General features: G+C 71.2%; 16 protein-coding genes. 7 read left to right on the top strand and 9 right to left on the bottom strand.

Annotated features, from left to right (window positions below):
* Positions 1 to 9 precede the first annotated feature (9 nt).
* The 5 genes from pth to ACFPA8_RS08860 all read right to left on the bottom strand — a co-directional run bounded on the left by pth (position 10) and on the right by ACFPA8_RS08860 (position 5,357).
* Complete coding sequence (pth, locus tag ACFPA8_RS08880; protein WP_386444964.1) at positions 10 to 618, bottom strand: aminoacyl-tRNA hydrolase; 609 nt, start codon at positions 616 to 618, stop codon at positions 10 to 12.
* 159 nt (positions 619 to 777) lie between these two features.
* Positions 778 to 1,386: a 50S ribosomal protein L25/general stress protein Ctc gene (locus ACFPA8_RS08875; protein ID WP_386444962.1), complete on the bottom strand. Its 609-nt coding sequence runs from the start codon at positions 1,384 to 1,386 to the stop codon at positions 778 to 780.
* 282 nt (positions 1,387 to 1,668) lie between these two features.
* On the bottom strand, positions 1,669 to 2,646 hold the full coding sequence (locus ACFPA8_RS08870) for a ribose-phosphate diphosphokinase (RefSeq protein WP_386444959.1): 978 nt from the start codon (positions 2,644 to 2,646) through the stop codon (positions 1,669 to 1,671).
* A gap of 96 nt (positions 2,647 to 2,742) precedes the next feature.
* Positions 2,743 to 4,212: a bifunctional UDP-N-acetylglucosamine diphosphorylase/glucosamine-1-phosphate N-acetyltransferase GlmU gene (gene glmU, locus ACFPA8_RS08865; protein ID WP_386444956.1), complete on the bottom strand. Its 1,470-nt coding sequence runs from the start codon at positions 4,210 to 4,212 to the stop codon at positions 2,743 to 2,745.
* 221 nt (positions 4,213 to 4,433) lie between these two features.
* Complete coding sequence (locus ACFPA8_RS08860) at positions 4,434 to 5,357, bottom strand: hypothetical protein (RefSeq protein ID WP_386444953.1); 924 nt, start codon at positions 5,355 to 5,357, stop codon at positions 4,434 to 4,436.
* A 200-nt stretch (positions 5,358 to 5,557) separates the two neighbouring features.
* Here ACFPA8_RS08860 and ACFPA8_RS08855 point away from each other — a divergent pair, with 200 nt between their 5' ends.
* A complete protein-coding gene (locus tag ACFPA8_RS08855; RefSeq protein WP_386444950.1) occupies positions 5,558 to 7,021 on the top strand; it encodes a sensor histidine kinase in 1,464 nt (487 codons plus the stop codon).
* Positions 7,022 to 7,198: 177 nt separating this feature from the next.
* Here the strand turns inward: ACFPA8_RS08855 and ACFPA8_RS08850 are convergent, their stop codons facing one another.
* Both ACFPA8_RS08850 and ACFPA8_RS08845 read right to left on the bottom strand, forming a co-directional pair.
* Entirely contained in the window at positions 7,199 to 7,729 is a 531-nt protein-coding gene (locus ACFPA8_RS08850) for an SUKH-3 domain-containing protein (protein ID WP_386444948.1), read from the bottom strand.
* Positions 7,726 to 8,292 carry a YwqJ-related putative deaminase gene (locus ACFPA8_RS08845; protein ID WP_386446247.1) on the bottom strand — a complete coding sequence of 189 codons (567 nt, stop codon included), beginning with the start codon at positions 8,290 to 8,292 and terminating at the stop codon, positions 7,726 to 7,728. Before ACFPA8_RS08845 ends, ACFPA8_RS08850 begins: the two co-directional genes overlap by 4 nt.
* Positions 8,293 to 8,693: 401 nt before the next feature.
* Between ACFPA8_RS08845 and ACFPA8_RS08840 the strand changes: the two genes are divergently transcribed.
* The 4 genes from ACFPA8_RS08840 (at position 8,694) to ACFPA8_RS08825 (ending at position 14,931) form a co-directional block, all read left to right on the top strand.
* Complete coding sequence (locus ACFPA8_RS08840; RefSeq protein WP_386444945.1) at positions 8,694 to 9,449, top strand: sensor domain-containing protein; 756 nt, start codon at positions 8,694 to 8,696, stop codon at positions 9,447 to 9,449.
* Between the two features lie 297 nt (positions 9,450 to 9,746).
* On the top strand, positions 9,747 to 10,745 hold the full coding sequence (locus ACFPA8_RS08835) for an SMI1/KNR4 family protein (RefSeq protein WP_386444942.1): 999 nt from the start codon (positions 9,747 to 9,749) through the stop codon (positions 10,743 to 10,745).
* Positions 10,746 to 10,775: 30 nt separating this feature from the next.
* Positions 10,776 to 13,487, top strand: coding sequence for an SUKH-4 family immunity protein (locus ACFPA8_RS08830; RefSeq protein ID WP_386444939.1), 2,712 nt, complete (start codon positions 10,776 to 10,778; stop codon positions 13,485 to 13,487).
* A 448-nt stretch (positions 13,488 to 13,935) separates the two neighbouring features.
* Entirely contained in the window at positions 13,936 to 14,931 is a 996-nt protein-coding gene (locus ACFPA8_RS08825) for a coiled-coil domain-containing protein (RefSeq protein WP_386444936.1), read from the top strand.
* A gap of 45 nt (positions 14,932 to 14,976) precedes the next feature.
* Here ACFPA8_RS08825 and ACFPA8_RS08820 read toward each other — a convergent pair whose 3' ends face one another.
* Together ACFPA8_RS08820 and ACFPA8_RS08815 are read right to left on the bottom strand one after the other, a co-directional pair.
* Positions 14,977 to 16,596 carry a sodium/solute symporter gene (locus ACFPA8_RS08820; RefSeq protein WP_386444933.1) on the bottom strand — a complete coding sequence of 540 codons (1,620 nt, stop codon included), beginning with the start codon at positions 16,594 to 16,596 and terminating at the stop codon, positions 14,977 to 14,979.
* Positions 16,593 to 17,054, bottom strand: coding sequence for a DUF485 domain-containing protein (locus tag ACFPA8_RS08815; protein WP_386444930.1), 462 nt, complete (start codon positions 17,052 to 17,054; stop codon positions 16,593 to 16,595). The genes ACFPA8_RS08820 and ACFPA8_RS08815 overlap by 4 nt, the downstream gene beginning before the upstream one ends.
* A gap of 593 nt (positions 17,055 to 17,647) precedes the next feature.
* Here ACFPA8_RS08815 and ACFPA8_RS08810 point away from each other — a divergent pair.
* Together ACFPA8_RS08810 and ACFPA8_RS08805 are read left to right on the top strand one after the other, a co-directional pair.
* Entirely contained in the window at positions 17,648 to 18,487 is an 840-nt protein-coding gene (locus tag ACFPA8_RS08810; RefSeq protein WP_386446244.1) for an ABC transporter ATP-binding protein, read from the top strand.
* On the top strand, positions 18,484 to 21,060 hold the full coding sequence (locus tag ACFPA8_RS08805; RefSeq protein ID WP_386444927.1) for an ABC transporter permease: 2,577 nt from the start codon (positions 18,484 to 18,486) through the stop codon (positions 21,058 to 21,060). The genes ACFPA8_RS08810 and ACFPA8_RS08805 overlap by 4 nt, the downstream gene beginning before the upstream one ends.
* Positions 21,061 to 21,307: the final 247 nt, after the last annotated feature.

Genomic DNA, 21,307 nt, shown 5'->3' with positions numbered 1-21,307 from the left:
CGACGCACCCTAGGAGTTGTACGTGCTCTGCGCCCGCTCCAGACCATCCACGATCAGCGACTCCACCGCATCAGCAGCCCGGTCCACGAAGTAGTCCAGCTCCTTGCGCTCCACCGCGGAGAAGTCCTTCAGCACGTAATCCGCAACAGGCATACGACCCGGCGGCCTGCCCACACCGAACCGCACCCGGAAATAGTCCGCACCCAGCGTCTTCGTCAGCGACTTCAACCCGTTGTGACCGTTGTCGCCGCCGCCCTTCTTCAGGCGCAGCGCACCGAAATCGATGTCCAACTCGTCGTGCACCACGACGATCCGCCCCACCGGCACCTTGTAGAAATCCCGCAGCGCCCCCACCGGGCGGCCCGAGAGATTCATGTACGACAGCGGCTGAGCGAGGACGATCCGCTGCCCGGAGACACCCGGCACACCGATCCGCCCCTCCACCACACGGGCACGGGACTTGTGCACCTTGAACTTCCCGCCGAGACGCGAAGCGAGCAGATCGGTCACCAGGAAACCCACGTTGTGCCGGTTGCCCGCATGACCTGGACCCGGATTGCCCAGCCCCGCGACGAGCCACGGCCCGGCCGTCCCACCCGTACTGGCATCGGTCGTCATGTGTGCGGTCCTTCGGAGAAAGAGGAACAACTGCCGCCGCGCACCCGGCCGCACAAGCAGCACAGGCCCGGGAACACGACGGCAGCCGCGGAAGCCACGGTCACCCGGCGGCAACCCCCGAAGGGGACACCTCACCGACGGGCGACCCGCAACAGCAGATCACTCAGCAGCGACCTCGCTCGGAGCCTCCACCGCGCCCTCGGTCTCCTCATCGGCGGACGGCTCCTCGGCCTGCGCCGCCAGCACCTGGATCACGACGTCGTCGCCGTCGATCGCCAGGGACGTGCCCTTCGGCAGCTGGATCTCGTGCGCGTGCACCGAGTCACCCGCGGCCAGACCCTCGACCGACACCGTGACCGACTCCGGAATGTGCGTCGCCTCCGCCTCGACGGGCAGAGCCATCAGCACGTGCTCCAGCAGGTGCTGCCCCGGAGCAAGGTCACCCTCGACGTGGATCGGGATGTCGACGTTGACCTTCTCGCCCTTACGGACGATCAGCAGGTCCACGTGCACCAGGAAGCCGCGGATCGCCTCACGCTGCACGGCCTTCGGAATGACGAGCTGCTTCTTGCCCTCGACATCCAGGTGGATCAGGACGTTCGAAGACTTCAGCGCCATCATCATGTCGTAGCTGGGCAGCGCCACATGCACAGGCTCGGCGCCGTGCCCGTAGATCACCGCGGGGATCTTCTCCTCGCGGCGCAGACGCCGCGCCGCACCCTTGCCGAACTCGGTACGGACACTGGCGGAAAGATTGACGTCAGCCATGCTGCGCTCCTCGCAATCGAAACGGATCCCGCATCTGTGGTGTCACTCGGTCCGTCCACGACAGACCGGCTACGCCGCAGAGCCGACCATGAACGGACCGTCCGAGGAGCCCTGACGAAGAGCGCGCGTCGATAACGGATGAGCCGGGCCCGTACGTCCACGCACGAACACGGCCTCCCTCGCCGAGCGACAGCAGGAGTCTACGCGGCGAGGAAGGCCGTGCGGAAATCGATCAGCGAGCGGCCGGCGCCGCCGAAGCGCAGCGCACAAGCCGCAACAGGACTACGCCTGCTCTTCGAAGAGGCTTGTCACCGAACCGTCCTCGAACACCTCACGCACCGCGCGGGCAATCGTGGGAGCCATCGACAACACCGTGATCTTGTCCAGGTCCAGCTCGTTCGGCGTCGGCAGCGTGTTCATCAGAACGAACTCGCTCACCTTCGAATTCTTCAGACGGTCAGCCGCAGGACCCGACAGCACCCCGTGCGTCGCCGTGACGATGACGTCCTCCGCGCCGTTCGCGAACAGCGCCTCCGCCGCCGCACAGATGGTGCCCCCGGTGTCGATCATGTCGTCGACCAGGACGCACACCCGGCCCTCGACATCACCCACCACCTCGTGCACCGTGACCTGATTCGCCACCTCAGGATCACGGCGCTTGTGCACGATCGCCAGCGGCGCACCCAGCCGGTCCGCCCAGCGGTCCGCCACCCGCACACGGCCCGCATCCGGCGAGACCACCGTCAGCTTGCCCCGGTCGACCTTCCCGCCCACATAGTCCGCCAGCACCGGCAGAGCGAAAAGATGATCCACCGGGCCGTCGAAGAAACCCTGAATCTGATCCGTGTGCAGATCCACAGTCAGAATCCGGTCCGCACCCGCCGTCTTCAGAAGATCGGCCATCAACCGCGCCGAAATGGGCTCCCGCCCACGGTGCTTCTTGTCCTGGCGCGCATAACCGTAGAACGGCACGATCACCGTGATGCTGCGCGCAGACGCACGCTTCAACGCATCGATCATGATCAGCTGCTCCATGATCGACTTGTTGATCGGAGCAGTGTGGCTCTGCATCAGAAAGCAGTCAGCACCACGCGCCGACTCCTGAAAACGAACGTAGATCTCACCGTTGGCGAAGTCGAAAGTCTTGGTCGGGACCACACTGATACCCAGCTGCTCCGCGACCTCCTTCGCCAGATCGGGGTGGGCGCGGCCGGAGAAGAGCATCAGCTTCTTCTCGCCGGTCGTCTTGATCCCGGTCACTGCACCGTCTCCTTGAGTTCCGCGGGGCGTGCGTGCGACACAACCGTACGCCCCGGCGAAACCCGCACCGCACCCGGCAGCAGCCGACACTGCACGTCAATCGCCCTCCACACGCTGCGAGTCCCCGGTCTCCCCGGCCCCCGCGGCAGCACGAGCCGCAGCGCTCCCCGGCCGCTTACGCGCCACCCAGCCCGCAATATTGCGCTGTTGACCCCTCGCCACCGCGAGTGAACCCGCCGGCACGTCCTTCGTGATCACCGAACCCGCCGCCGTATAAGCACCGTCCCCGACAGTGACCGGCGCCACAAACATGTTGTCCGCGCCCGTACGGCAATGCGCCCCGATCGTCGTCCGGTGCTTGTCCACACCGTCGTAATTCACGAACACCGACGCCGCACCGATGTTGCTGTGCTCGCCGATCGACGCATCCCCCACATAAGAAAGATGCGGCACCTTCGTGCCCTCACCGATCTCCGCGTTCTTCACCTCGACGAAACTGCCCGCCTTCGCCCCCGCGCCCAGCCGCGTACCCGGCCGCAGATACGTGTACGGGCCGACCTTCGCACCGGCCCCGATCTCCGCGCCCTGGGAGACCGTGTTGCTCACCGACGCACCCGCACCCACCACGGTGTCCGCCAGCTGCGAATTCGGGCCCACCTCGCAACCCGCCGCCAGATGCGTCGAACCCGTCAACTGCGTACCGGGCAGCACCGTCACGTCCTGCTCGTACGACACCGTCACGTCCATCAGCACCGACGCCGGGTCGACCACCGTCACGCCGGCCAGCATCGCCCGCTCCAGCAGCCGCCCGTTCAACAGGCGGCGCGCCTCCGCGAGCTGCACACGGTTGTTGATCCCCAGGATCTCCCGGTGATCACCCGCAACCGACGCGCCCACCCGGTGCCCGGCGCTGCGCAGGATGCCGAGCACATCCGTCAGGTACTCCTCGCCCTGACTGTTGTCCGTCCGCACCTTGCCCAGCGCGTCGACCAGCAGCCGGGCGTCGAAGGCGAACACCCCCGAATTGATCTCGGAGATGGCGCGCTGTGCCTCTGTGGCGTCCTTGTGCTCCACGATGTCCGTCACCGCGCCGCTGCCCGGGTCGCGCACGATGCGGCCGTAACCCGTCGAGTCCGGCACGTCGGCGGTCAGGACCGTGACGGCGTTGCCGTCGGCCGAGTGGGTGTCCGCGAGCGCCTGGAGGGTCTCCCCGGTGAGCAGCGGCGTGTCCCCGCACGTGACGACGACCGTGCCGTCCAGGGCGACGCCGCTGTCGGACAGCTCCTCCAGGCCCATCCGGACCGCGTGGCCCGTGCCGTTCTGCTCGCGCTGCACCGCCGTACGCACGTCCGCGTCCACCTCCGCGAGATGCGCGGTCACCTGCTCCCGCCCGTGACCGACGACCACGACGAGGTGCTCGGGACCGAGACTGCGGGACGCGGCGACGACGTGGCCGACGAGGGAACGGCCGCAGATGTCGTGCATGACCTTGGGTTTGGCGGACTTCATACGGGTGCCCTCACCCGCTGCGAGTACGACGACGGCTGCCGGGCGGTTGGCGCTCACGGGGGTGCCCTTCGGCTACGGGGTCAGGGGGAACACCCGCAGGATACCGGGGGGTTGCCCGAGGCCGGGATTCGCGGACACGCGAGCGGGCCCCGGCTCGGGAGAGCCAGGGCCGGAACGGGGCACTTACGTACGGTGAGCTCCCCCGCAAGGATTCGAACCTTGACTACCAAGACCAAAACTTGGGGTGCTGCCTGGTTACACCACAGGGGATCGCCGCGTCAGACCATACCTGAATCAGGGGGCAGGGCAGGAGGCCTGCAGTCGGCCACGACACCTGCCCACCACCCCTCGATGCGCCGGTACAGATCGGCGCTCTGCCGTACCCGGACCACCAGGCAACCGCGGTAGTCATGCCCCACGTTCTTACGCACCGTCCTGGGGTTGTGCCGCTTCAGCGTCGTCTTGCCGAAGGAGTCCGGGCCCCGGCCCACCAGGTCCGCCCAATAGCGTTCGGCGGCCTCGACGTCCGCGGACTCGTGAATCATCACGGAGAAGCGAAGGCGCTCAGCCTCCACGCCCAGGAGGGAGAGCCAGGAGAGATACACGCGAATCATGCCGGCGTCGCTGTTGATGAAGGTGACGGACTCGGCCCGCCGATGTGGCTTGCTCTTCGACCCCTCGGCCCAGTAGAGGCCCACTCCGATCAGGAAGAGTTCGCGGTCGGTGAGGCTGCCGATCTTTCGCGCCGCCTCGGACCTGACTCGCTGCCGCTCCTCTTCACGCCTCTCCAGCGTCACTTTCCAGCCTCGTCTGGCGATCTCCGAAGCCTCTTCGCGCGTACGGGGCGGAGGTTTCGGAAGGTCCCGCACCCAAAGAGAGATCGAGCTCCTGGCCGCCCCCAGCTCCAGCTGGATCTGGTCATACGTCCTGCCCTCCCGCCTCAGCGCACGGGCTTTCGCCCTCAGCTCGTCCTTCGCGTTGGGCCGTTTCGTCCATTCCGGTGGGGGCTCGCCTTCGAGCAGCCGGTTGAGGAGGTCGTTGTTGCCCACCTTGAGCCGGTCGCGGATCCTGCGCCGGCTGAGTCCTTCCCGGCGCAGGGCGATTGCCCGTGTCCGCAGTTCTTCGAACGTGACCGAGCCCTGTCGGAGGCCGCCTGCGCCGTCGCCGTCCCGGCGTTGTGCTTCAGCTGGGATTTCTCTCATGGCGGCAGCTTGTGTCGTGAGTGAGGGCGAGCGTGGCGGACTTGGGGGCTATTCACCAGTTCGAGTAGGGAAATTGCGTTTCCATTGCGATGTCGCGCCTGTCCTGGCTGTGCGACGGCATGGTCGGGTTCTGTGGCGGAATGGACGGTTCCTCGGTGGAGGCGGGAAAAGGGCCGGTGGCCGGTCGTACGCTGACCCGTATGACCGAGACGGGGGAGAGCCGAGCGGCCGGCGGACCTTGGTGGTGGGAGCGTCGCAGGAGTGCGGCGCTGGACGTCGCCCTGGCTTCGATGTCCTCGGCGGAGTGCGGTTTTCAGGGGGTCGATTTCGCGTCGGAGGCCGGGCTTCCGACGGCGGCCGGTGTGCTGCTGGGGATCGTGGCCGGGGCGACGCTGGTGCTGCGCCGGCGCTGGCCGGTCGCCGTCGTGCTGGTGTCCGTGGCGCTGTCTCCGGCGGAGATGGGGCTGCTGCTCGGCTTCGTCGGGCTCTACAGCCTGGCGGTCGCCGATGTGCCGCGCCGCATCCTGGTGCTGCTGACGGGGATGCAGGCGGCGGCGACAGTGATCATCACGTTGATACGCATGCACCAGAGCATCGGGCGGGACCGGGGGTTCGATCCGCCGGCGTGGTTCATCCCGCTGATGTCCCTCACGATGGCGCTGGTGCTGACGGCGCCGCCCGTGCTGATGGGCCTGTACGTGGGGGCGCGTCGCAGGCTGGTGGAGTCGCTGCGGGAACGGGCGGACGGTCTGGCGCGTGAGTTGGCGCTGCTGGCGGACCGGGCGGAGGAGCGGGCCGAGTGGGCGCGCAACGAGGAGCGGACGCGGATCGCGCGGGAGATGCACGACGTGGTGGCCCACCGGGTGAGCCTGATGGTGGTGCATTCGGCCGCGTTGCAGGCGGTGGCGCTGAAGGACCCGGAGAAGGCATCGAAGAACGCCGCGCTGGTGGGGGACATGGGGCGGCAGGCGCTGACGGAGCTGCGGACGATGCTGGGGGTTCTGCGTTCGCCGGAGGGCGGGCAGGCGGGCCGTACGGGGCAGGGAGGCGTCTCGGAGCGGCTGGCGGAGTTCGCGGTGGCGGCTGCGGGGTCGTCGAGGGCCGGGGACGACGGTCTGGAGCAGCTGGGCGACGACGGCCCGGCGGGCGCGGGCGCGGGCGCAGGCGGTTCGGCCGGTGGTTCGCCGGAGGGCGGTGCCGGAGGGCCGGAACGTGCCGGGGATTCCGGTGCCGGGGCGGGCCGGGGGCCTCGTCTGGAGGAGTTGGAGGCTCTGGTGGGGCAGTCGCGTGAGGCGGGTATGTCCGTCGAGTTCTCGGTGGACGGTACGGGTGCCTCGCGTGGTTACGGGCCGGGTGTGGAGCAGACGGCGTTCCGGGTGGTGCAGGAGGCGCTGACGAACGTCCACAAGCACGCGTCGGGTGCTCGTACCCGGGTGCGGCTCGCGCACCGTGAGGGGGAGGTCGCGGTGCAGGTGGAGAACGAGCGGCCGGAGGACGGCGAGGGTTCTGCGGGTGCGGGGCTGCCGAGCGGGGGGAACGGCCTGGTGGGGATGAAGGAGCGTGTGGCGGCGCTGGGCGGGGGGTTCGTGTCGGGGCCGACGGATTCGGGGGGCTTCCGGGTGTCGGCGGTGATTCCGGCGCAGGGCCCGGACGTGCGGCGGTAGCGCCTGTCACGTGGCGGTCGGGGCGGTCGGGGGCTGACGGGGCTGTCGGGCCGACGGACGGTCGGGTGGTGGACGGAACGGGCGGCGCCGGTTCAGCCGGTTCAGCCGGTTCTGCCGGTGGGACCGCGGTCCGGGTCCCGGGGACGACCGGGGCGCCGGGCTCTGTCGTCCGGCGGTTCAGGCGTGTTGCGTGCCGTGCCGTGTGAGGCGCTGAGGCCGGGTCCCGGTGAGGAGCGCCGAGAGGGCCGTGTCGAAGTCGCGGCCGAGGTACCAGTCGCCGGTGTGGTCGAGGCTGTAGACGCGCCCGTCGGTGTCGATGGCGAGGAGGGCGGCGTCGGGTCCGTCGGTACCGAGCGGGCAGATGGCGGTGTCGAGTGCGCGGCCGAGGTCGGCGAGGGTGCGGGCGGCGTGGAGGGCGTGCAGGGGGTCGATGCGCAGGCCGCTGGGGGCGATCTGCCGGCCCGGGCCGGTGGGGTCGATGGGCAGGTTGCCGAATTCGGCCCAGACTTCGACGGCGGCGGCGCAGACGGAGTGCTGGTGGCCGCCGGGTGCGGTGTGGCCGCGAAGGGTGTCCGCCCACTGTTCTGCCTGGAGCATGTCCCAGCGGCCGGGTTTCCACCCTGCGGTGCGCAGCGCGTCGTCGACGGCGACGGAGAAGCGGGTCGCGGATGTGCGGTTGGCGGAGGTGCGGGCGTGGGGTGGGCTCACGTCGTCGCCTCTGCGGCGGCCGCGGGGTCGACCGGGCGTACGCCGAAGTGGGCGAGGAGGACGGTGCAGGAGCGGCAGGGGGGTGCGTAGCGGCCGTGCAGGGGGTCGCCGTCCTCGCGGATGTGGCGTGCGGTGATCTTGGCGTGTTTGAGGGCGCGGCGGGCTTCGCTGTGTGTGAGCGGTCGGGGCTTTCCGGTGTTCCTGCGGTTTGTGCGTTTGGCGGTTCGGGCGGTTTCGGCGGTGGTGAGGAAGCGGGAGAGCAGGACGGTTTCGGGGCAGCGGCCCGAGTGGCGGGAGCGGTGCTCGGTGGCGAGGGTGTCGAGGAAGTCCTGTACGAGGGGGTGGGGTGCGGGTTCCTGGTCGCCCTTGTGCGCTGTGGAGGTGAGGGTCTCGCCGCGTACGGACAGGGCGGCGGCGACGGCGGGGAGGATGCCGTCGCGGCGGTGCTGGAGCGGGGGCGCGGCGTCGTGGCCGGTGGCGGTCCAGCCGACGCGGGGGTCGGCGGCCGCGGCGGTGGGTGCGTCGCCTGCGGAGTGGCCGGCCTGCGTCGGTCCGGCCTGCATCGGGCCGGGCTCTGGCGGTCCGGGCTGTGGCGGCGCGGACTGCCGCTGTACGGATCGCAGTGGTGCGGTGTTCATCTGGTGGTTCCTCCCCGAACGGCCCCTTCTGCCGTATGTGCCGTATGTGCCGTGTGTGTCGCCTGCGTGTCGCGCCAAGTATGCAGTGTGCGCGCCGAGTCGATCATGTCGCGTCGTATGTCATGGGGTTGTGACGGTTTCCGTAGCGGCGTGGAACAGGGGTGGTGGTTCTGCGGAGCGGGCGCCAGCATGCGCGGTACGTCAATCCTCGAGGCAGGAGTCCGGTAATGCTCAGCACCTCTGTACGGCGTCGCGATGCTCGTGACCGTCACACTCGAAAGTGTGGTCGCCGGGGTAGTGCTCTGGCTGCGAGGGTGCGGCGTGCGGTGGGGATCGCGGTGGGCGTGCCGGTGCTGGCCGTGTCCGTGGTGGCCTGCAGCGGCGGTTCGGACGGGGCCGGGGACGGCGGGAAGAAGAACGACGCCCGGGAGGAGCGGAGTTCGGGCGGCTCGGCCGGGAAGAGCGGCGGCGGCGAGGGCGGTGGCTCCGGTGGCGGGGAGTCCGCGGAGGGGAAGCGGCTGGCCTCGGCGCTGCTGAAGTCCGGGGACGTGGCGGGCTACCGGGTGCAGCGCAGCAAGAAGGACGCGCTGCCCCGGCACAACACCGTGCAGTCGGACGACCCGAAGTGTTCGGCGGTCACCGACGCGATGGACTCGGACCCCGAGCATGCGCGTACCGCGTACACGAACGGCGTGCTGCAGAAGGGCTCTTCGCCGGCGTCGAGCGGCGCGGTGCAGCAGGTGCTGCTCGCGTCGTACAAGAAGGACGGGGCCCAGCAGTGGCTGGCGGAGCTGAGGAAGGCGCTGGGCGGCTGCAAGTCCTTCACCGCCAAGGACGGTGCGGGGGAGAAGGTCCGGCTGAATGTGGCGCGGGGGCCTGTGGGAGCGGTCGGCGACGATTCGGTGGAGTTCACGCTGCGGGTCACTGAGCAGAGGGATTCGCCGCTGGTCTTCACGATCGTACGGACGGGCGGCAGGACGGCTTCGTTCATGTCGATCTCGCTCTCGGGGGAGCCTCGGCCGATCGCGAAGGCCCTCGCGGTGAAGCAGCACGAGAAGCTGGCGGCGCTCGGCCGCGGCTGACGTCCCCGGCGCACCGCTCGGCGGCCTTTCCGCGCACCTGCGGGTGCCGTCCGCCGTCGCGCTCCTACCGACGTCGCGTGGCTGTACGGGCTCCGGCGGCTCGTACGCGTCCCGTCGTCCGTCCGTCCCCTGCTCGTCCGTCCCTGCCTGCCCGTACGCGTCCGGGAACGGCGCGTCGACCTGCGCGGGTGGTCCGGGTGGGCGGGGGCCGCAGGCGGTCCCCGGGCGGTGCTGTCCCGTTGCCCTACCGCATAGGCTGTGCCGTGTCAGCCAGACGTGCAGCAGGGGGCCAACGCCATGACGACAGGTCGGCTCGGGCTGGGGGCGCCTAGCGGTTCCCAGGGCTCGGGGATCGCCGCGCCACCGAACCGGGCCTATGCCGGGCAGGTTGTGAACTTCCCCGATCCGGTGCGCGCCGCCCGCCATCCCGGCGGGGTGCGGGTGGACGAGCACGGCCTGCCCGACTTCTCGCCGTACGCGCGTGCCGCCGCCGAGATCGCGGAGCCGCCCGAGGGCTTCGGCGGTGACGAGCTGCGCCTGACGGACTACGTCTCGGCGAACGCCGCGCTGCACGCCTCCGGTCACGAGTTGTGGGCCGATCTTCCGCCTGTCGCCACGCCGCACGGCTGGACGTGGCACCACGTGGCGTACGGGCGCCGCATGGAGCTGGTGCCGGTCGAGGTCAAGGCGCTGCTGCGGCATCACGGCGGCCTGGCGGCGGCGGCCGTCGACCATGCCAGGACCGGTACGCGGCCCCTCCAGGACACCCGGCCGGTGCACTTCGAGGTGCCGCACGGGGTGGCGGTGAGCGAGTCGCAGGTGATCGAGGCGGAGGAGCGGCTGGGGTACCGGCTGCCGGGCGCGTACCGCACGTTCCTCAAGGCCGCGGGCGGCTGCGCGCCGCGGGGCGTGGCCCTGGACGCCGAGTTGGGGCTGCTGGTGGACCAGCCGTTCTTCACGGTGCGGGAGGACGCGGCAGTCAACGACCTGGTGTACGTCAACAAGTGCCTGCGTGATCACTTCACGAAGGACTTCCTCGGTGTGGGGTTCGTACAGGGCGGGCTGCTCGCAGTGAAGGTGAAGGGCGAGGCTGCCGGTTCGGTGTGGTTCTGTCCGTTCGACGACGTACGGGACCGGGACGGGCTTCAGGTGCAGGAGCGGGCGGAGCAGTTGCTGCGCCCGTGCGGCGCCGATTTCGACGAGTTCCTGCTGCGTCTGGCCGGCAATCCGCCGGAGCTGGAGACCGTGGCGAACCTCATGGTGGACGGCGGCTTCGCCCGTGCCGTTCAGCTCTGAGGGTGAAGTGAGGGGTGGGGTGATGACGCGATGGTGACCTTCGCACAGGCTCAGGAACGCGCGGAGCGCTGGATCAACGGCGGCGTCCCCGAGGGGCCCGGGCACCGGCGGTTCGAGGTGCGGGTGCGGGAGTTCGACCTCGGGTTCGTGGCGTGGGCCGAGGCCCCGGCGGACTCCGGTGACGCCGGTGGGCCGGCGCCGGAGGGCGGGCGTCAGCGACTCGTCATCGCGCGGGACAGCGGGGAGACGACTCTGTGGCCGGGTCTGCCCGTGGGCGAGGTGATCAGGCGCTACGAGGAGGAGTACGGCAACTCCGGTGCTGTGCCTGCCCCTTCGGGGGTTCCGCCGCAGCGGCTGGACCTGGAGGCGACGTCGTTCCTGCTGACTCCGCCGGGGTGGCTGCAGGAGGCCGCCGACCAGATGGGCGTCCCGGACCGGCGGTCCTCGACGTTCGGCAGCGCTGCCGGGCAGGCCGCTCCGGGCGCTGCCGCGGGTGTTCCGCGGTCTCCGGCGCCGGAGACCGCGAGCCCCTGGGACGCTGCGGACACCAGCAGTTCGGGTGGTGGCGAAGCACAGCTGCCGCCCGCGACGGTTTTCGCGCCCCCGCTGTCCGGGAGTGACGACGACGAGCGGTGGGAGGCGAAGACGGAGCTGATGCCGGAGGCCCGCGCCCTGCCGAGTACGGCCGTGACTCCGGCCGTGGACGATCCGCAGGCGGACGCGGGTCAGGCCGTGCCGCCGCCCCCGTCCCGGCCGCCGAACGTCCCTCCGCCGCCGGCCGGTTCGGCCCCCGGCGACGGGCAGGGCCAGGGGCCGGGCAGCGGCGGTGGTGTGCACCATGCGGCGACGATGTTCGCCGACCCCTCTTCGGGGGGCTCCGGCGGTCCGGGCGGGCCCCCGCCGCCCCCGGCACCGCCCGGGGCACCTCGGAACGCGGGGAACCTCGCCGACGCGGACACCGGCCGTGCTCCGCGCGATTCCACGCCCTCGCGGGGCGGCGGGCCGTCCGTACCGCCGCCGCCGGGTGCCCCCGGCACGCCAGGTGCGCGGCCCGGCGGCTCCGCCGGTGCGGCAGGGCCGGACGCGTCCGGCCCGTCCGGCGGGGGATACGTACCGACGCAGCTGGTCTCCTCCGCGGAGGTGGAGAGCCAGCTCCGCGAGAGCGGCCGGTACCCGGGCGCCGACTCCGGAGGCGGTGAAGGCTCCTCCAGCGGTTCCAGCGGTTCCAGCGGTTCCAGCGGTTCCGGATCGTCCGGGGACCAGGGCGCCGGGCAGGGGCCGGGCAGCGGCGGTGGTGTGCACCATGCGGCGACGATGCTCGCCGACCCCTCTTCGGGGGGCTCCGGAGGCCCGGGCGGGCCCCCGCCGCCTCCGCCCGCGCCGGGAGCCCCCGGCGCTCCCCCCGCACCGGGCACCCCGGGTACTCCGCCGCCCGCACCCCCCGCGCCGGGCGCCCCGCCTGCTCCGGGCGCTGGAGGTGGCGCCGGCGGCGGTGACGTCCACCATGCGGCGACGATGCTCGCCGGCCCCGCGCAGGGCGGCGGCCCCGCCGCTCCCGCACCGCCCGGACCTCCGCCGGGCGTTCCCGGCGCACCTCCTGGTGTGCCCCCGGCTCCGGGCGCGGGCGTCCCGCCGCAGGCGTACGGCTTCCCGCAGGGCGGGCCGGGCCCGCAGCCGGCCGGAGCGCCCCCCATGGGGCAGCCGCCCGCGCCGCCCGCGTACGGATACCCGCAACAGCAGCAGCAGCCCAGCGGGCAGCCCACGGTCGGCCCCGGCTACATGGCGGTGCTCAGCTACCGGGCGCCCGACGGGTCGGAGCAGCAGCTGATCCGCCGCTCCGCCCCCGGCACCCCGCACCCCGAGTGGCAGATCCTGCACGAGCTGCGCAACATGAACGTGCCGCCGCAGCAAGTGGTCGAGCTGCACACGGAGCTGGAGTCCTGCGAACTGCCGGGCGGCTACTGCGCCCGGATGATCCGCGAGACCTGGCCGCAGGTGAGGGTCACGCACACCGCCCCGTACGGACGTGACCACGCCTCCCGCCAGCAGGGCGTACGGCACCTGCTGGAGCACCAGGGCGAACTGCATCAGGTCGCCGACGGGCCGGCGCGGCCCGCTCCCTTCCGGGTGCCGTTGCCGCCGCCGCACCAGATCCCGCCCGTGCCGCCGCTGCCGCCGGACGCCGTCGGGCACGAACTCGCCCAGGCCTTCGGGCCGCAGGGCGTCTTCCGGTTCGACCAGCACTCGGTCTCGCGCCAGGGCGTCCCCGACATCGTCGGGCAGACCCTGATGTGGGCGGGCGTACCGGTCGACGTGAACCCCTTCTTCTGGGGACAGGCGCAGCCCGGACGTCCGGTGCCGACGCTTGCCGAACTCGCGCAGGAGCGGGGGGTGCAGCCGGCCGCCGACGCGGGGTCGTATCTGGTGATGGGCAACGACTTCGGCCGTCAGCTGTGCGTGCAGTACGGCACGGCGCACATCGTGGCGGTACCGCTGGAGGGCGGTCCCGAAGGGCGGGCGGCGCAGCCGCAGTTCGTCAACACCGGCCTGCCGGAGTTCGTACGCTGCCTGGCGGGCCTGGGCCGGATGTGGCCGCTGAGGTACGGGCTGACGCAGGAGCAGGCGGGCCGCTGGACCGTCGACTTCCAGCTTCAGCTGGCCGCGCTGGACCCGGCGGCGCTCTCCTCGCCGGAGAACTGGTGGGCGGTGCTGCTGGAACAGATGTGGGACGGGCTCTTCTAGCGGCTCGCCCCCGGCCAGTCGCCACATAGCCCCAGCCCCCAGCCCCCAGCCCCCAGCCGCGCCTGTAGCCGCAGGCGCTGCCGCTGCCGCAGCCGTCGGTCGGAACGGCGTGCGTGGTCCGCAGACGCTTCCCTGGCGCCCCGCTCCTGCGGGCCGGGCGCCCGCAGTTCACCCTTCGCGGCGGATCTCACCCGTCGCCTGTCACTCGCACGGATGGTCCGCCGTCCACCCGAGGTGACCGGCGGCGGGTTCCTCTTTGCCGCGGCCGCCGCCGAATCCGGCCGGTCAACGCCCTGAGCCGCTCTCTCCGCTCCGGTACCGGTGGCCGGACGCCCCGTTCGTGGTGCGCTCGGATGGAGTGTTGCGTTATGCCCGCTTCGCTCGGATCAAGAAAGATGTGCCTCTCCGCCGTTGAGTGTGTTGCTGGTTGCTGAGTAAGGGGCTCGAAATGGGTGCGTCGCCGCATGCCTTCGCTGTTGTACGGGGCCGTGGTTACCGGCCCGAGCAGGTCGACAGGATGGTGGCCGGCCTGATCGAGGAGTCCCGGCAGGACTGGGAGCACGTCGCTGAACTCACGGACCGCGCTGAGGAGTTGCGGCTGGAGGCCGCCCGGCTGTGGGACGCGGTCGCGTCCAGGCCGCCGCAGGAGTACGAAGCGCTCGGTGAGCGGGCCGGGCAGCTGCTGTCGCTGGCGGAGGCGGAGAGCACGCGGCTGCGTGAGGCGGGTCAGGCGGACGCGCGGCGGACGCTGCTGGAGGCGGAATCGCTCTCGGTCGCCCGGCGTGAGGCGGCGCAGCGTGAGGCCCAGCGGGTGCGTACGGACGCGGCAGCGGCCGCAGCCCGGACGGTGGAGGCCGCCAAGAGCGAGGGCGTCACGCTGTTCGCGGAGGCCCGTGCGGCGGCGGAGGAGGCCCGTACCTCAGCGGAGGAGAACCTGCGGGAGGTCTCGCGGCGCTGCGCCGAGGCCATGGCCGGCCAGGAGCGGGCCCAGGCGGAGGCGCAGGAGGAGGCGGAGCGGCGGCTCGCCGCCCGCGAGGGGGACGTCGAGGCCTATGTCGAGGGCTTGTCGGCCCGGGGCGAGCAGTTGCTGAGGGAGGCGCGGGCCGAACGCGCGGAGGCGGAGGAGGCGGCACGGCTGCGGCAGGGCGAGGCCGTCGCGCGGGGGGAGGAGCTGCTGGCGGCGGCCCGGGTGCGTGAGGAGGCCGTCGAGCAGGAGACGGCCGAGGTGCTGCGCGAACACGCCGAACGGGCCGAGCAGTTGAGGCAGCACATGGCGCGCGTGCGCAGCACCCTCGCGTCACTCACGGGCCGGGAGCCGGAGGCGGAGACCGAGCTGGAGGACGGGGCGGACGGTCCGGACGGCCCGGACGTCCCGTCCGCCCCGGGCGGCCGGTCGGTCGTCGTGCCGGGACAGGGCGAGCAGCCCGGAGGGCGAGCGCGCTGAACGGGCCCTGTCGGCGGGCCCGTTCGGGTCACGGCGCCCGAGCCGTCACCGCCGTTCCGTTCCCGCCAGGAGGCGCGGCTCGGCCGCCGCGTACTCCTGGATCTGCCGTTCCTGGCTCTCCCGCCGGCTGAGAAGGGTTCCCGCCCACCCGAGGAGGAAGCCCAGCGGCATGCTGATCAGGCCGCTGGTGGTGAGCGGGAAGATGTCGAAGTCGGAGTCGGGGAAGAGGGATTGGGGCGTCCCGGAGACGGTGGTGGAGAAGACCGTCACGACGGTCGCGGAGACCGTTCCCCCGATGAGGGAGCCGAGTACACCGGTGCGTGTGCAGCGCGGCCAGAAGAGGCTGAGGACGAGGGCGGGTGCGATGGCGGACGCACCGATGCTGAAGGAGAGGATGATCAGCGCCCGGAGGCCGTTGTCCTGGACGAGCACGGCGGTGGCGATGGCGGGCACGCCCACGGCGAACGCGGCGAGCCGGGCGATGAGCAGCTCGCGCCGGGGGGAGGGCTCGGCGTCCCTGCCGGTGGTGACGTGCGCGTACAGGTCGTGGGCGAGGGAGTTCCCGCAGGCGAGGATCATGCCGGCGACGGAGGAGAGCAGCGTCAGGAAGACCGCGGTCGCGACCGTGGTGAAGACGAGGGTCGAGAACGTGGCGGAGTCCGCGACGATCGCCTGGGCCAGCTGGAGGATCGCGGTGCTGCCCTGGGGTCCGCCCGCCTGGATGACGTCCCGTCCCAGCAGGGCGGTGGCGCCGGCGCCGACGACCGCGATGAGGACGACGAAGACACCCATGATCATCACGGCGTACGACATGGCCCGCCGGATCGCGGGCGCGTTCTTCGCGGTGAACATGCGCATCGTGACGTGGGGCAGGCAGGCCGCGCCGAAGACGACGGTCAGCGCGCTGAAGACCAGGTCGACCTTGCCCAGCGACGTGGCCTCGATGAGCAGCCCGGACCGGGAGAACGCCGGTCCCGCGCCGCTGCCCTCGTCGGCGAGAGCGAGGAGGCGGGAGGGGTTCCAGCCGACCTTGTCCATGACGAGCACTGCGAGCAGCGTGGACGCGGCGAAGAGCACGACGAGTTTGATGATGTGGATGAGGGCGGTGCCCTTCATGCCGCCGATGGCCGCGTAGCCGATCATGAGACCGCCGAGGGCGATGATCGTGGCCGTACGGACCGAGGAGCCCTCGAAGCCGAGTACGAGCGTGACGAGGTGTCCCGCGCCGGAGAGCTGGAAGACCATCAGGGGCAGCAGTGAGGCCAGGGTGACGGCCGTCGTCGCCAGGCGCACGCTGCGGCTGGGTGCGCGGTGGGTGAGGGCGTCCCCCATGGTGAACCGCCCGGCGTGGCGCAGCGGTTCGGCCAGGAGCACCATGAGCAGAAGGAGCGACAGGGCGGTGCTCAGGGCGAGGATGAGCCCGTCGAAGCCGGTGAGGGCGATGATGCCGATGGTCGAGAGGACTGTCGCGGCGGAGATGTAGTCCCCGGCGATGGCGAGGCCGTTGCGCAGGGGGGCGAGGGTGCGGAAGCCGGTGTAGAACTCGTCGAGGTCGTCCCGTTCGGCGCTGGTCATGATGCACAGCAGCATCGTGATGCTGACCAGGCCGGCGAAGATCGCGAACGAGAGGGACTGCGAACCGGCGTCGACTGTCTGGGAGTTCACCGGCTCCACCTCTGTCGGGCCCTGGCCTTCTCGCGTGCCTCGGCGTCGGCTATGCGTACGCGGTGTGCGACGGGGTCGATGGTGGAGCGGGCGAGGAACTCGTAGACGAGGATCGCCGCGAGGGTGATCGGGACGAGTGAAAGGCCCAGGCACACCCCGAGGTTGAGGTTTCCGGCGACCGCCGTGTCCATGACGTCCGGCAGGTAGGAGGCCATGACCAGGAACACGGTGTAGTAGGAGAGGACGGCCGCCGCCAGGGTGCGGCGCAGCCGGCGGTAGGAGGTGCGCAGCTGACGGAGGGCGGTGTTCTCCCGGGCCGGGGCGGGGGGCTGACGGCCCGGCGGCGGCTGGTGAGCGTGGTGCGGAGGCTGGGGGTGCCAGGGGGGATACGGGGGCGGGGGTGGATACGTTCCGTAGTCCTCGGGCAACCCACGATGATCATCGGTGTTGAACGCCATTCGTGGTTCCCCTTCTGCCCGGAGCCGAAAAACCCGAGGTCGTCGGCACGTTACTGGTGGGTCGGTGCGGGTGGAAGGGTCGCGCGGGAACCTGTCACAAAGTCCACATCGTTACTTACGGTAATGTCGGAAAGTGTCAATGCCCCTTAGGGGCTGTCCCCGTCGGCACCCTGTTGATCCGGGCCCCCGGGTTTCGTCCTGGGGCAGGAGGAGACCGCCGCGGGGGGTCTATAGGCTGCCGACAGGGCACGCCGGGAATGTCCGGCCCGGCAGGGGCAGTTCGGACTCCGTACGGAGGTGGGGGTAACCCCCGCCCGCAGACGCGTACGGGCACCATCGCGGCGCGCACCGTCCTTCCGGAAAGCTCGGCGTGTACGGCGGCCGCAACCGTCGCGCAGGCCGCCCGGCCGACCCTCGGGTCGTGGCGGTGGCCCGACGGGGCGGACCGGAACGGTCCGCCGGGACGCTCACCGGGCTGCGGCATGCCTCGCTTCACGGCACTCCGCACGACAGCCACGACGGCCATGACAGCTATCCGCACGACAGCGATCCGTACGACAGCGATCCGTACGACACCCGACAGGAGAAAGAACGTGACGACGGCTGTGACGAAACCCGCAACAGGGGGCAACGGGGCACGTTCGGCTGTTGCCGCCTCCGCCCAGCAGTTGGTGAAGTCCTACGGTTCGGGGGAGACCCGGGTCGTTGCGCTCGACCACGTCGACGTGGAGATCGCCCGCGGCGCCTTCACCGCGATCATGGGCCCCTCCGGGTCCGGCAAGTCGACCCTGATGCACTGCCTGGCCGGTCTGGACTCGGTGACAGGGGGCCGGGTCTGGGTCGGGGAGCAGGAGATCACGGGGCTGAAGGACAAGAAGCTCACACGGCTGCGCCGGGACCGGATCGGCTTCATTTTCCAGGCGTTCAATCTGCTGCCCACGCTCGACGCCCTGGAGAACATCACCCTCCCCATGGACATCGCGGGGCGCAAACCCGACAAGGCGTGGCTCGAGAACGTCATCGCCACGGTGAATCTCGACGGCCGCCTCAAGCACCGTCCCAGCGAACTCTCCGGCGGCCAGCAGCAGCGGGTCGCCGTCGCACGCGCCCTTGCTGCGCAGCCCGAGATCATCTTCGCGGACGAGCCGACGGGCAACCTCGACTCCCGCTCGGGCGCCGAAATGCTCAGGTTCCTGCGCCGCTCGGTGGACCAACTCGGCCAGACCATCGTGATGGTCACCCACGATCCGGTGGCCGCCGCCTATTCCGACCGCGTGCTCTACCTCGCCGACGGCCGCATCGTCGACGAGATGCACAGGCCCACGGCCGAGGCGGTGCTCGACAAGATGCTGCGCCTCGCCGCGGACGCCCCGGAACCGGGCGACGACGTCCACGGCACCGCCTCCAACGGCACCTACAGGAGCGCGTCGTGACCGTCTTCAAGGCATCCCTGCGCAACTTCTTCGCGCACAAGGGGAGGATGGCGCTCAGCGGCGTCGCGGTCGTGCTGTCCGTGGCGTTCGTGTGCGGGACGCTGGTGTTCACCGACACCATGACCACCACCTTCGACAGGCTGTTCGCCTCGACGTCGGCGGACGTGACCGTCGGCCCGAAGAAGCTCGAGGACCGCGAAGCGGGCCAGGAGACCGGCAGGCCGCGCACCGTCCCGGCCTCCGCGCTCGCCGGGGCGCGCACCGCGGAGGGCGCCAAGTCCGTGGAGGGCATGGTCGCCAGCGAGAAGGTCACCGTCGTGGACGGCGACGACAAGAACATCGGCTCCACGACCGGCGCCCCCACCATCGCCGCCAACTGGACGACGGGCGACCGCGCGACGATGGAGATCACCTCGGGGCACGCGCCCCGCGGCGCTGCCGACGTCATGGTCGACGCCGACACCGCGAAGAAGCGGAAGCTGAAGCTGGGCGACGAACTGCGCACCATCACCGCGACCGGCGACTTCGACGCGAAGATCTCCGGCATCGCGACCTTCCAGGTCACCAACCCCGGTGCGGCGATCGTCTACTTCGACACCCGCACCGCACAGCGGGAGCTGCTGGGTACCACGGACGCCTACACGGGCGTCGCCGTGACCGCCGACAGCGGCGTCACGCACGCGGCGCTGAAGAAGAACGTCACCGAATCCCTCGGCGCGGGGAAGTACACCTACCAGACGAAGAAGGAGGCCGCCGACTCCAGCCGTGAGCAGATCGGCTCCTTCCTGGACGTGCTGAAGTACGCCCTGCTCGGCTTCGCCGGCATCGCGCTCCTGGTCGGGATCTTCCTGATCGTCAACACCTTCTCGATGCTCGTGGCGCAGCGCACCCGGGAGATCGGCCTCATGCGGGCCATCGGATCCAGCCGCCGGCAGGTCAACAGGTCGGTGCTGACCGAGGCGCTGCTGCTGGGCGTCGTCGGTTCCGTGCTGGGCGTCGGCGCCGGAGTCGGCCTGGCCATAGGTCTGATGAAGCTGATGGGCGCCATGGGCATGAACCTCAGCACCTCGGAGCTGACGCTCGCCTGGACGACGCCCGTGGCCGGGCTCGTCCTGGGCATCCTCGTCACGCTGCTCGCGGCCTACCTTCCGGCACGGCGCGCCGGACGCGTCTCCCCGATGGCGGCGCTGCGGGACGCCGGAACTCCCGCCGACGGCAGGGCCGGTGTGGTGCGCGGCGTGCTGGGCGTGCTGCTCACCGGAGGCGGTGGTGCGGGGCTGTACGCGGCGACGCAGGCCGAGAAGGCCGCGGACGGTTCGGTGTGGCTGGGCGTCGGCGTGGTGCTGACCCTCGTCGGGTTCGTCGTCGTGGGCCCGCTGCTCGCGGGCGGCCTCGTGCGGGTGCTTTCGGTGGTGACGCTGCGTCCCTTCGGACGTGTCGGCCGCCTCGCCGAGCGCAACGCCCTGCGCAACCCGCGCCGTACCGGGGCGACCGCCGCCGCGCTGATGATCGGGCTCGCGCTCGTCGCGTCGCTCTCGGTCGTCGGCTCGTCGATGGTCGCGTCCGCCACGGAGGAACTGGACCGGTCCGTCGGAGCGGACTTCATCGTCCAGTCCGGCAACGGCCAGCCGGTGACCGCGGGCGCCGAGAAGAAGATCAAGGAATCGAAGCAGCTGGAGACGGTCACCTCCTACAAGGCGGTCGGCGCCCGCGTCACCGCGCCCGACGGCTCCACCGCGGGCGAGCAGCTCGCCGCCACCGACCCCTCGTACATGAAGGACCTGCGGCGGGAGACGACGGCGGGCGACCTCTCGGCGGCGTACGGCCGGGACGCCATGTCCGTCGGTGCGGCCTACGCCAAGGAGCACGGCGTCGAGGTCGGGGACACCCTGAAGGTCGCCTTCTCGGGCGGCCGCAAGGCGGAACTCGACGTCGCCGCGATCACCTCCGACGACACCAGCGTCGACAAGGGCGCGATGTACACCCACATCGACACCGCCCGCCGGTACCTCCCCGCCGACCAGGTCCCGCTCAGCATGATGGTGCTCGGCACGGCGGAGGAGGGGCAGGAGGACGCCGCGTACGCCGCGCTGAAGAAGGAGATGAAGCCGTACCCGCAGTACCAGGTGCGCGACCAGGCCGACTACAAGCAGACCCTCCAGGACCAGGTCGGGCAGATGCTCAACATGGTCTACGGGCTGCTGGCGCTGGCGATCATCGTCGCCGTTCTCGGAGTGGTGAACACCCTCGCCCTCTCCGTCGTCGAACGCACCCGTGAGATCGGTCTGATGCGGGCCATCGGCCTCTCCCGGCGGCAGCTGCGCCGCATGATCCGGCTGGAGTCGGTCGTCATCGCCCTCTTCGGGGCGCTGCTCGGCCTGGGGCTGGGCATGTGCTGGGGTGCCGCGGCGCAGAAGCTGCTGGCGCTCGAGGGCCTGGGCGTGCTGGAGATCCCCTGGCAGACGATCGGCTCGGTCTTCGTCGGCTCGGCGCTCGTCGGCCTCGTGGCCGCGCTGGTCCCGGCGTTCCGGGCGGGACGGATGAACGTGCTGAACGCGATCGCGACGGAGTAGCCGGCCGGCGTCGGCAGCGGCGGGGCCCGGGTGAGCGTGACGGACGCCACCCGGGCCTCCGCGCTGTCGACGCCCGGGCGCATGCCCCGCGAGCCCGCGAGCCCGCATGCGCTGCGAGGGCGCATGCCCCGCGAGGGCGACGGTCCGGACGTCGCCCTCGCGGGGGCGCCACCGCCGATCGGGTCACCGGCCGGCGTCCGGCCGCCGTACGCTTGGGAACCCCCGGAACGTCCGCGTCGCGCCGTTG

This window comes from Streptomyces ovatisporus (assembly GCF_042653885.1).
Classification (GTDB): domain Bacteria; phylum Actinomycetota; class Actinomycetes; order Streptomycetales; family Streptomycetaceae; genus Streptomyces; species Streptomyces ovatisporus.
Note: the sequence above shows the minus strand (reverse complement) of the source record. Positions and strands in the feature narration are given on the sequence as shown.

Bases quoted from the DNA above. Each gene is read 5' to 3' on its own strand.
- ACFPA8_RS08825 (WP_386444936.1), top strand. From the start codon at position 13,936: ATGGGTGCGTCGCCGCATGCCTTCGCTGTTGTACGGGGCCGTGGTTAC.
- pth (WP_386444964.1), bottom strand. From the start codon at position 618: ATGACGACCGATGCCAGTACGGGTGGGACGGCCGGGCCGTGGCTCGTC.
- ACFPA8_RS08875 (WP_386444962.1), bottom strand. From the start codon at position 1,386: ATGGCTGACGTCAATCTTTCCGCCAGTGTCCGTACCGAGTTCGGCAAG.
- ACFPA8_RS08860 (WP_386444953.1), bottom strand. From the start codon at position 5,357: ATGAGAGAAATCCCAGCTGAAGCACAACGCCGGGACGGCGACGGCGCA.
- ACFPA8_RS08845 (WP_386446247.1), bottom strand. From the start codon at position 8,292: ATGCAGGCCGGACCGACGCAGGCCGGCCACTCCGCAGGCGACGCACCC.
- ACFPA8_RS08855 (WP_386444950.1), top strand. From the start codon at position 5,558: ATGACCGAGACGGGGGAGAGCCGAGCGGCCGGCGGACCTTGGTGGTGG.
- ACFPA8_RS08815 (WP_386444930.1), bottom strand. From the start codon at position 17,054: ATGGCGTTCAACACCGATGATCATCGTGGGTTGCCCGAGGACTACGGA.
- ACFPA8_RS08835 (WP_386444942.1), top strand. From the start codon at position 9,747: ATGACGACAGGTCGGCTCGGGCTGGGGGCGCCTAGCGGTTCCCAGGGC.
- ACFPA8_RS08830 (WP_386444939.1), top strand. From the start codon at position 10,776: ATGGTGACCTTCGCACAGGCTCAGGAACGCGCGGAGCGCTGGATCAAC.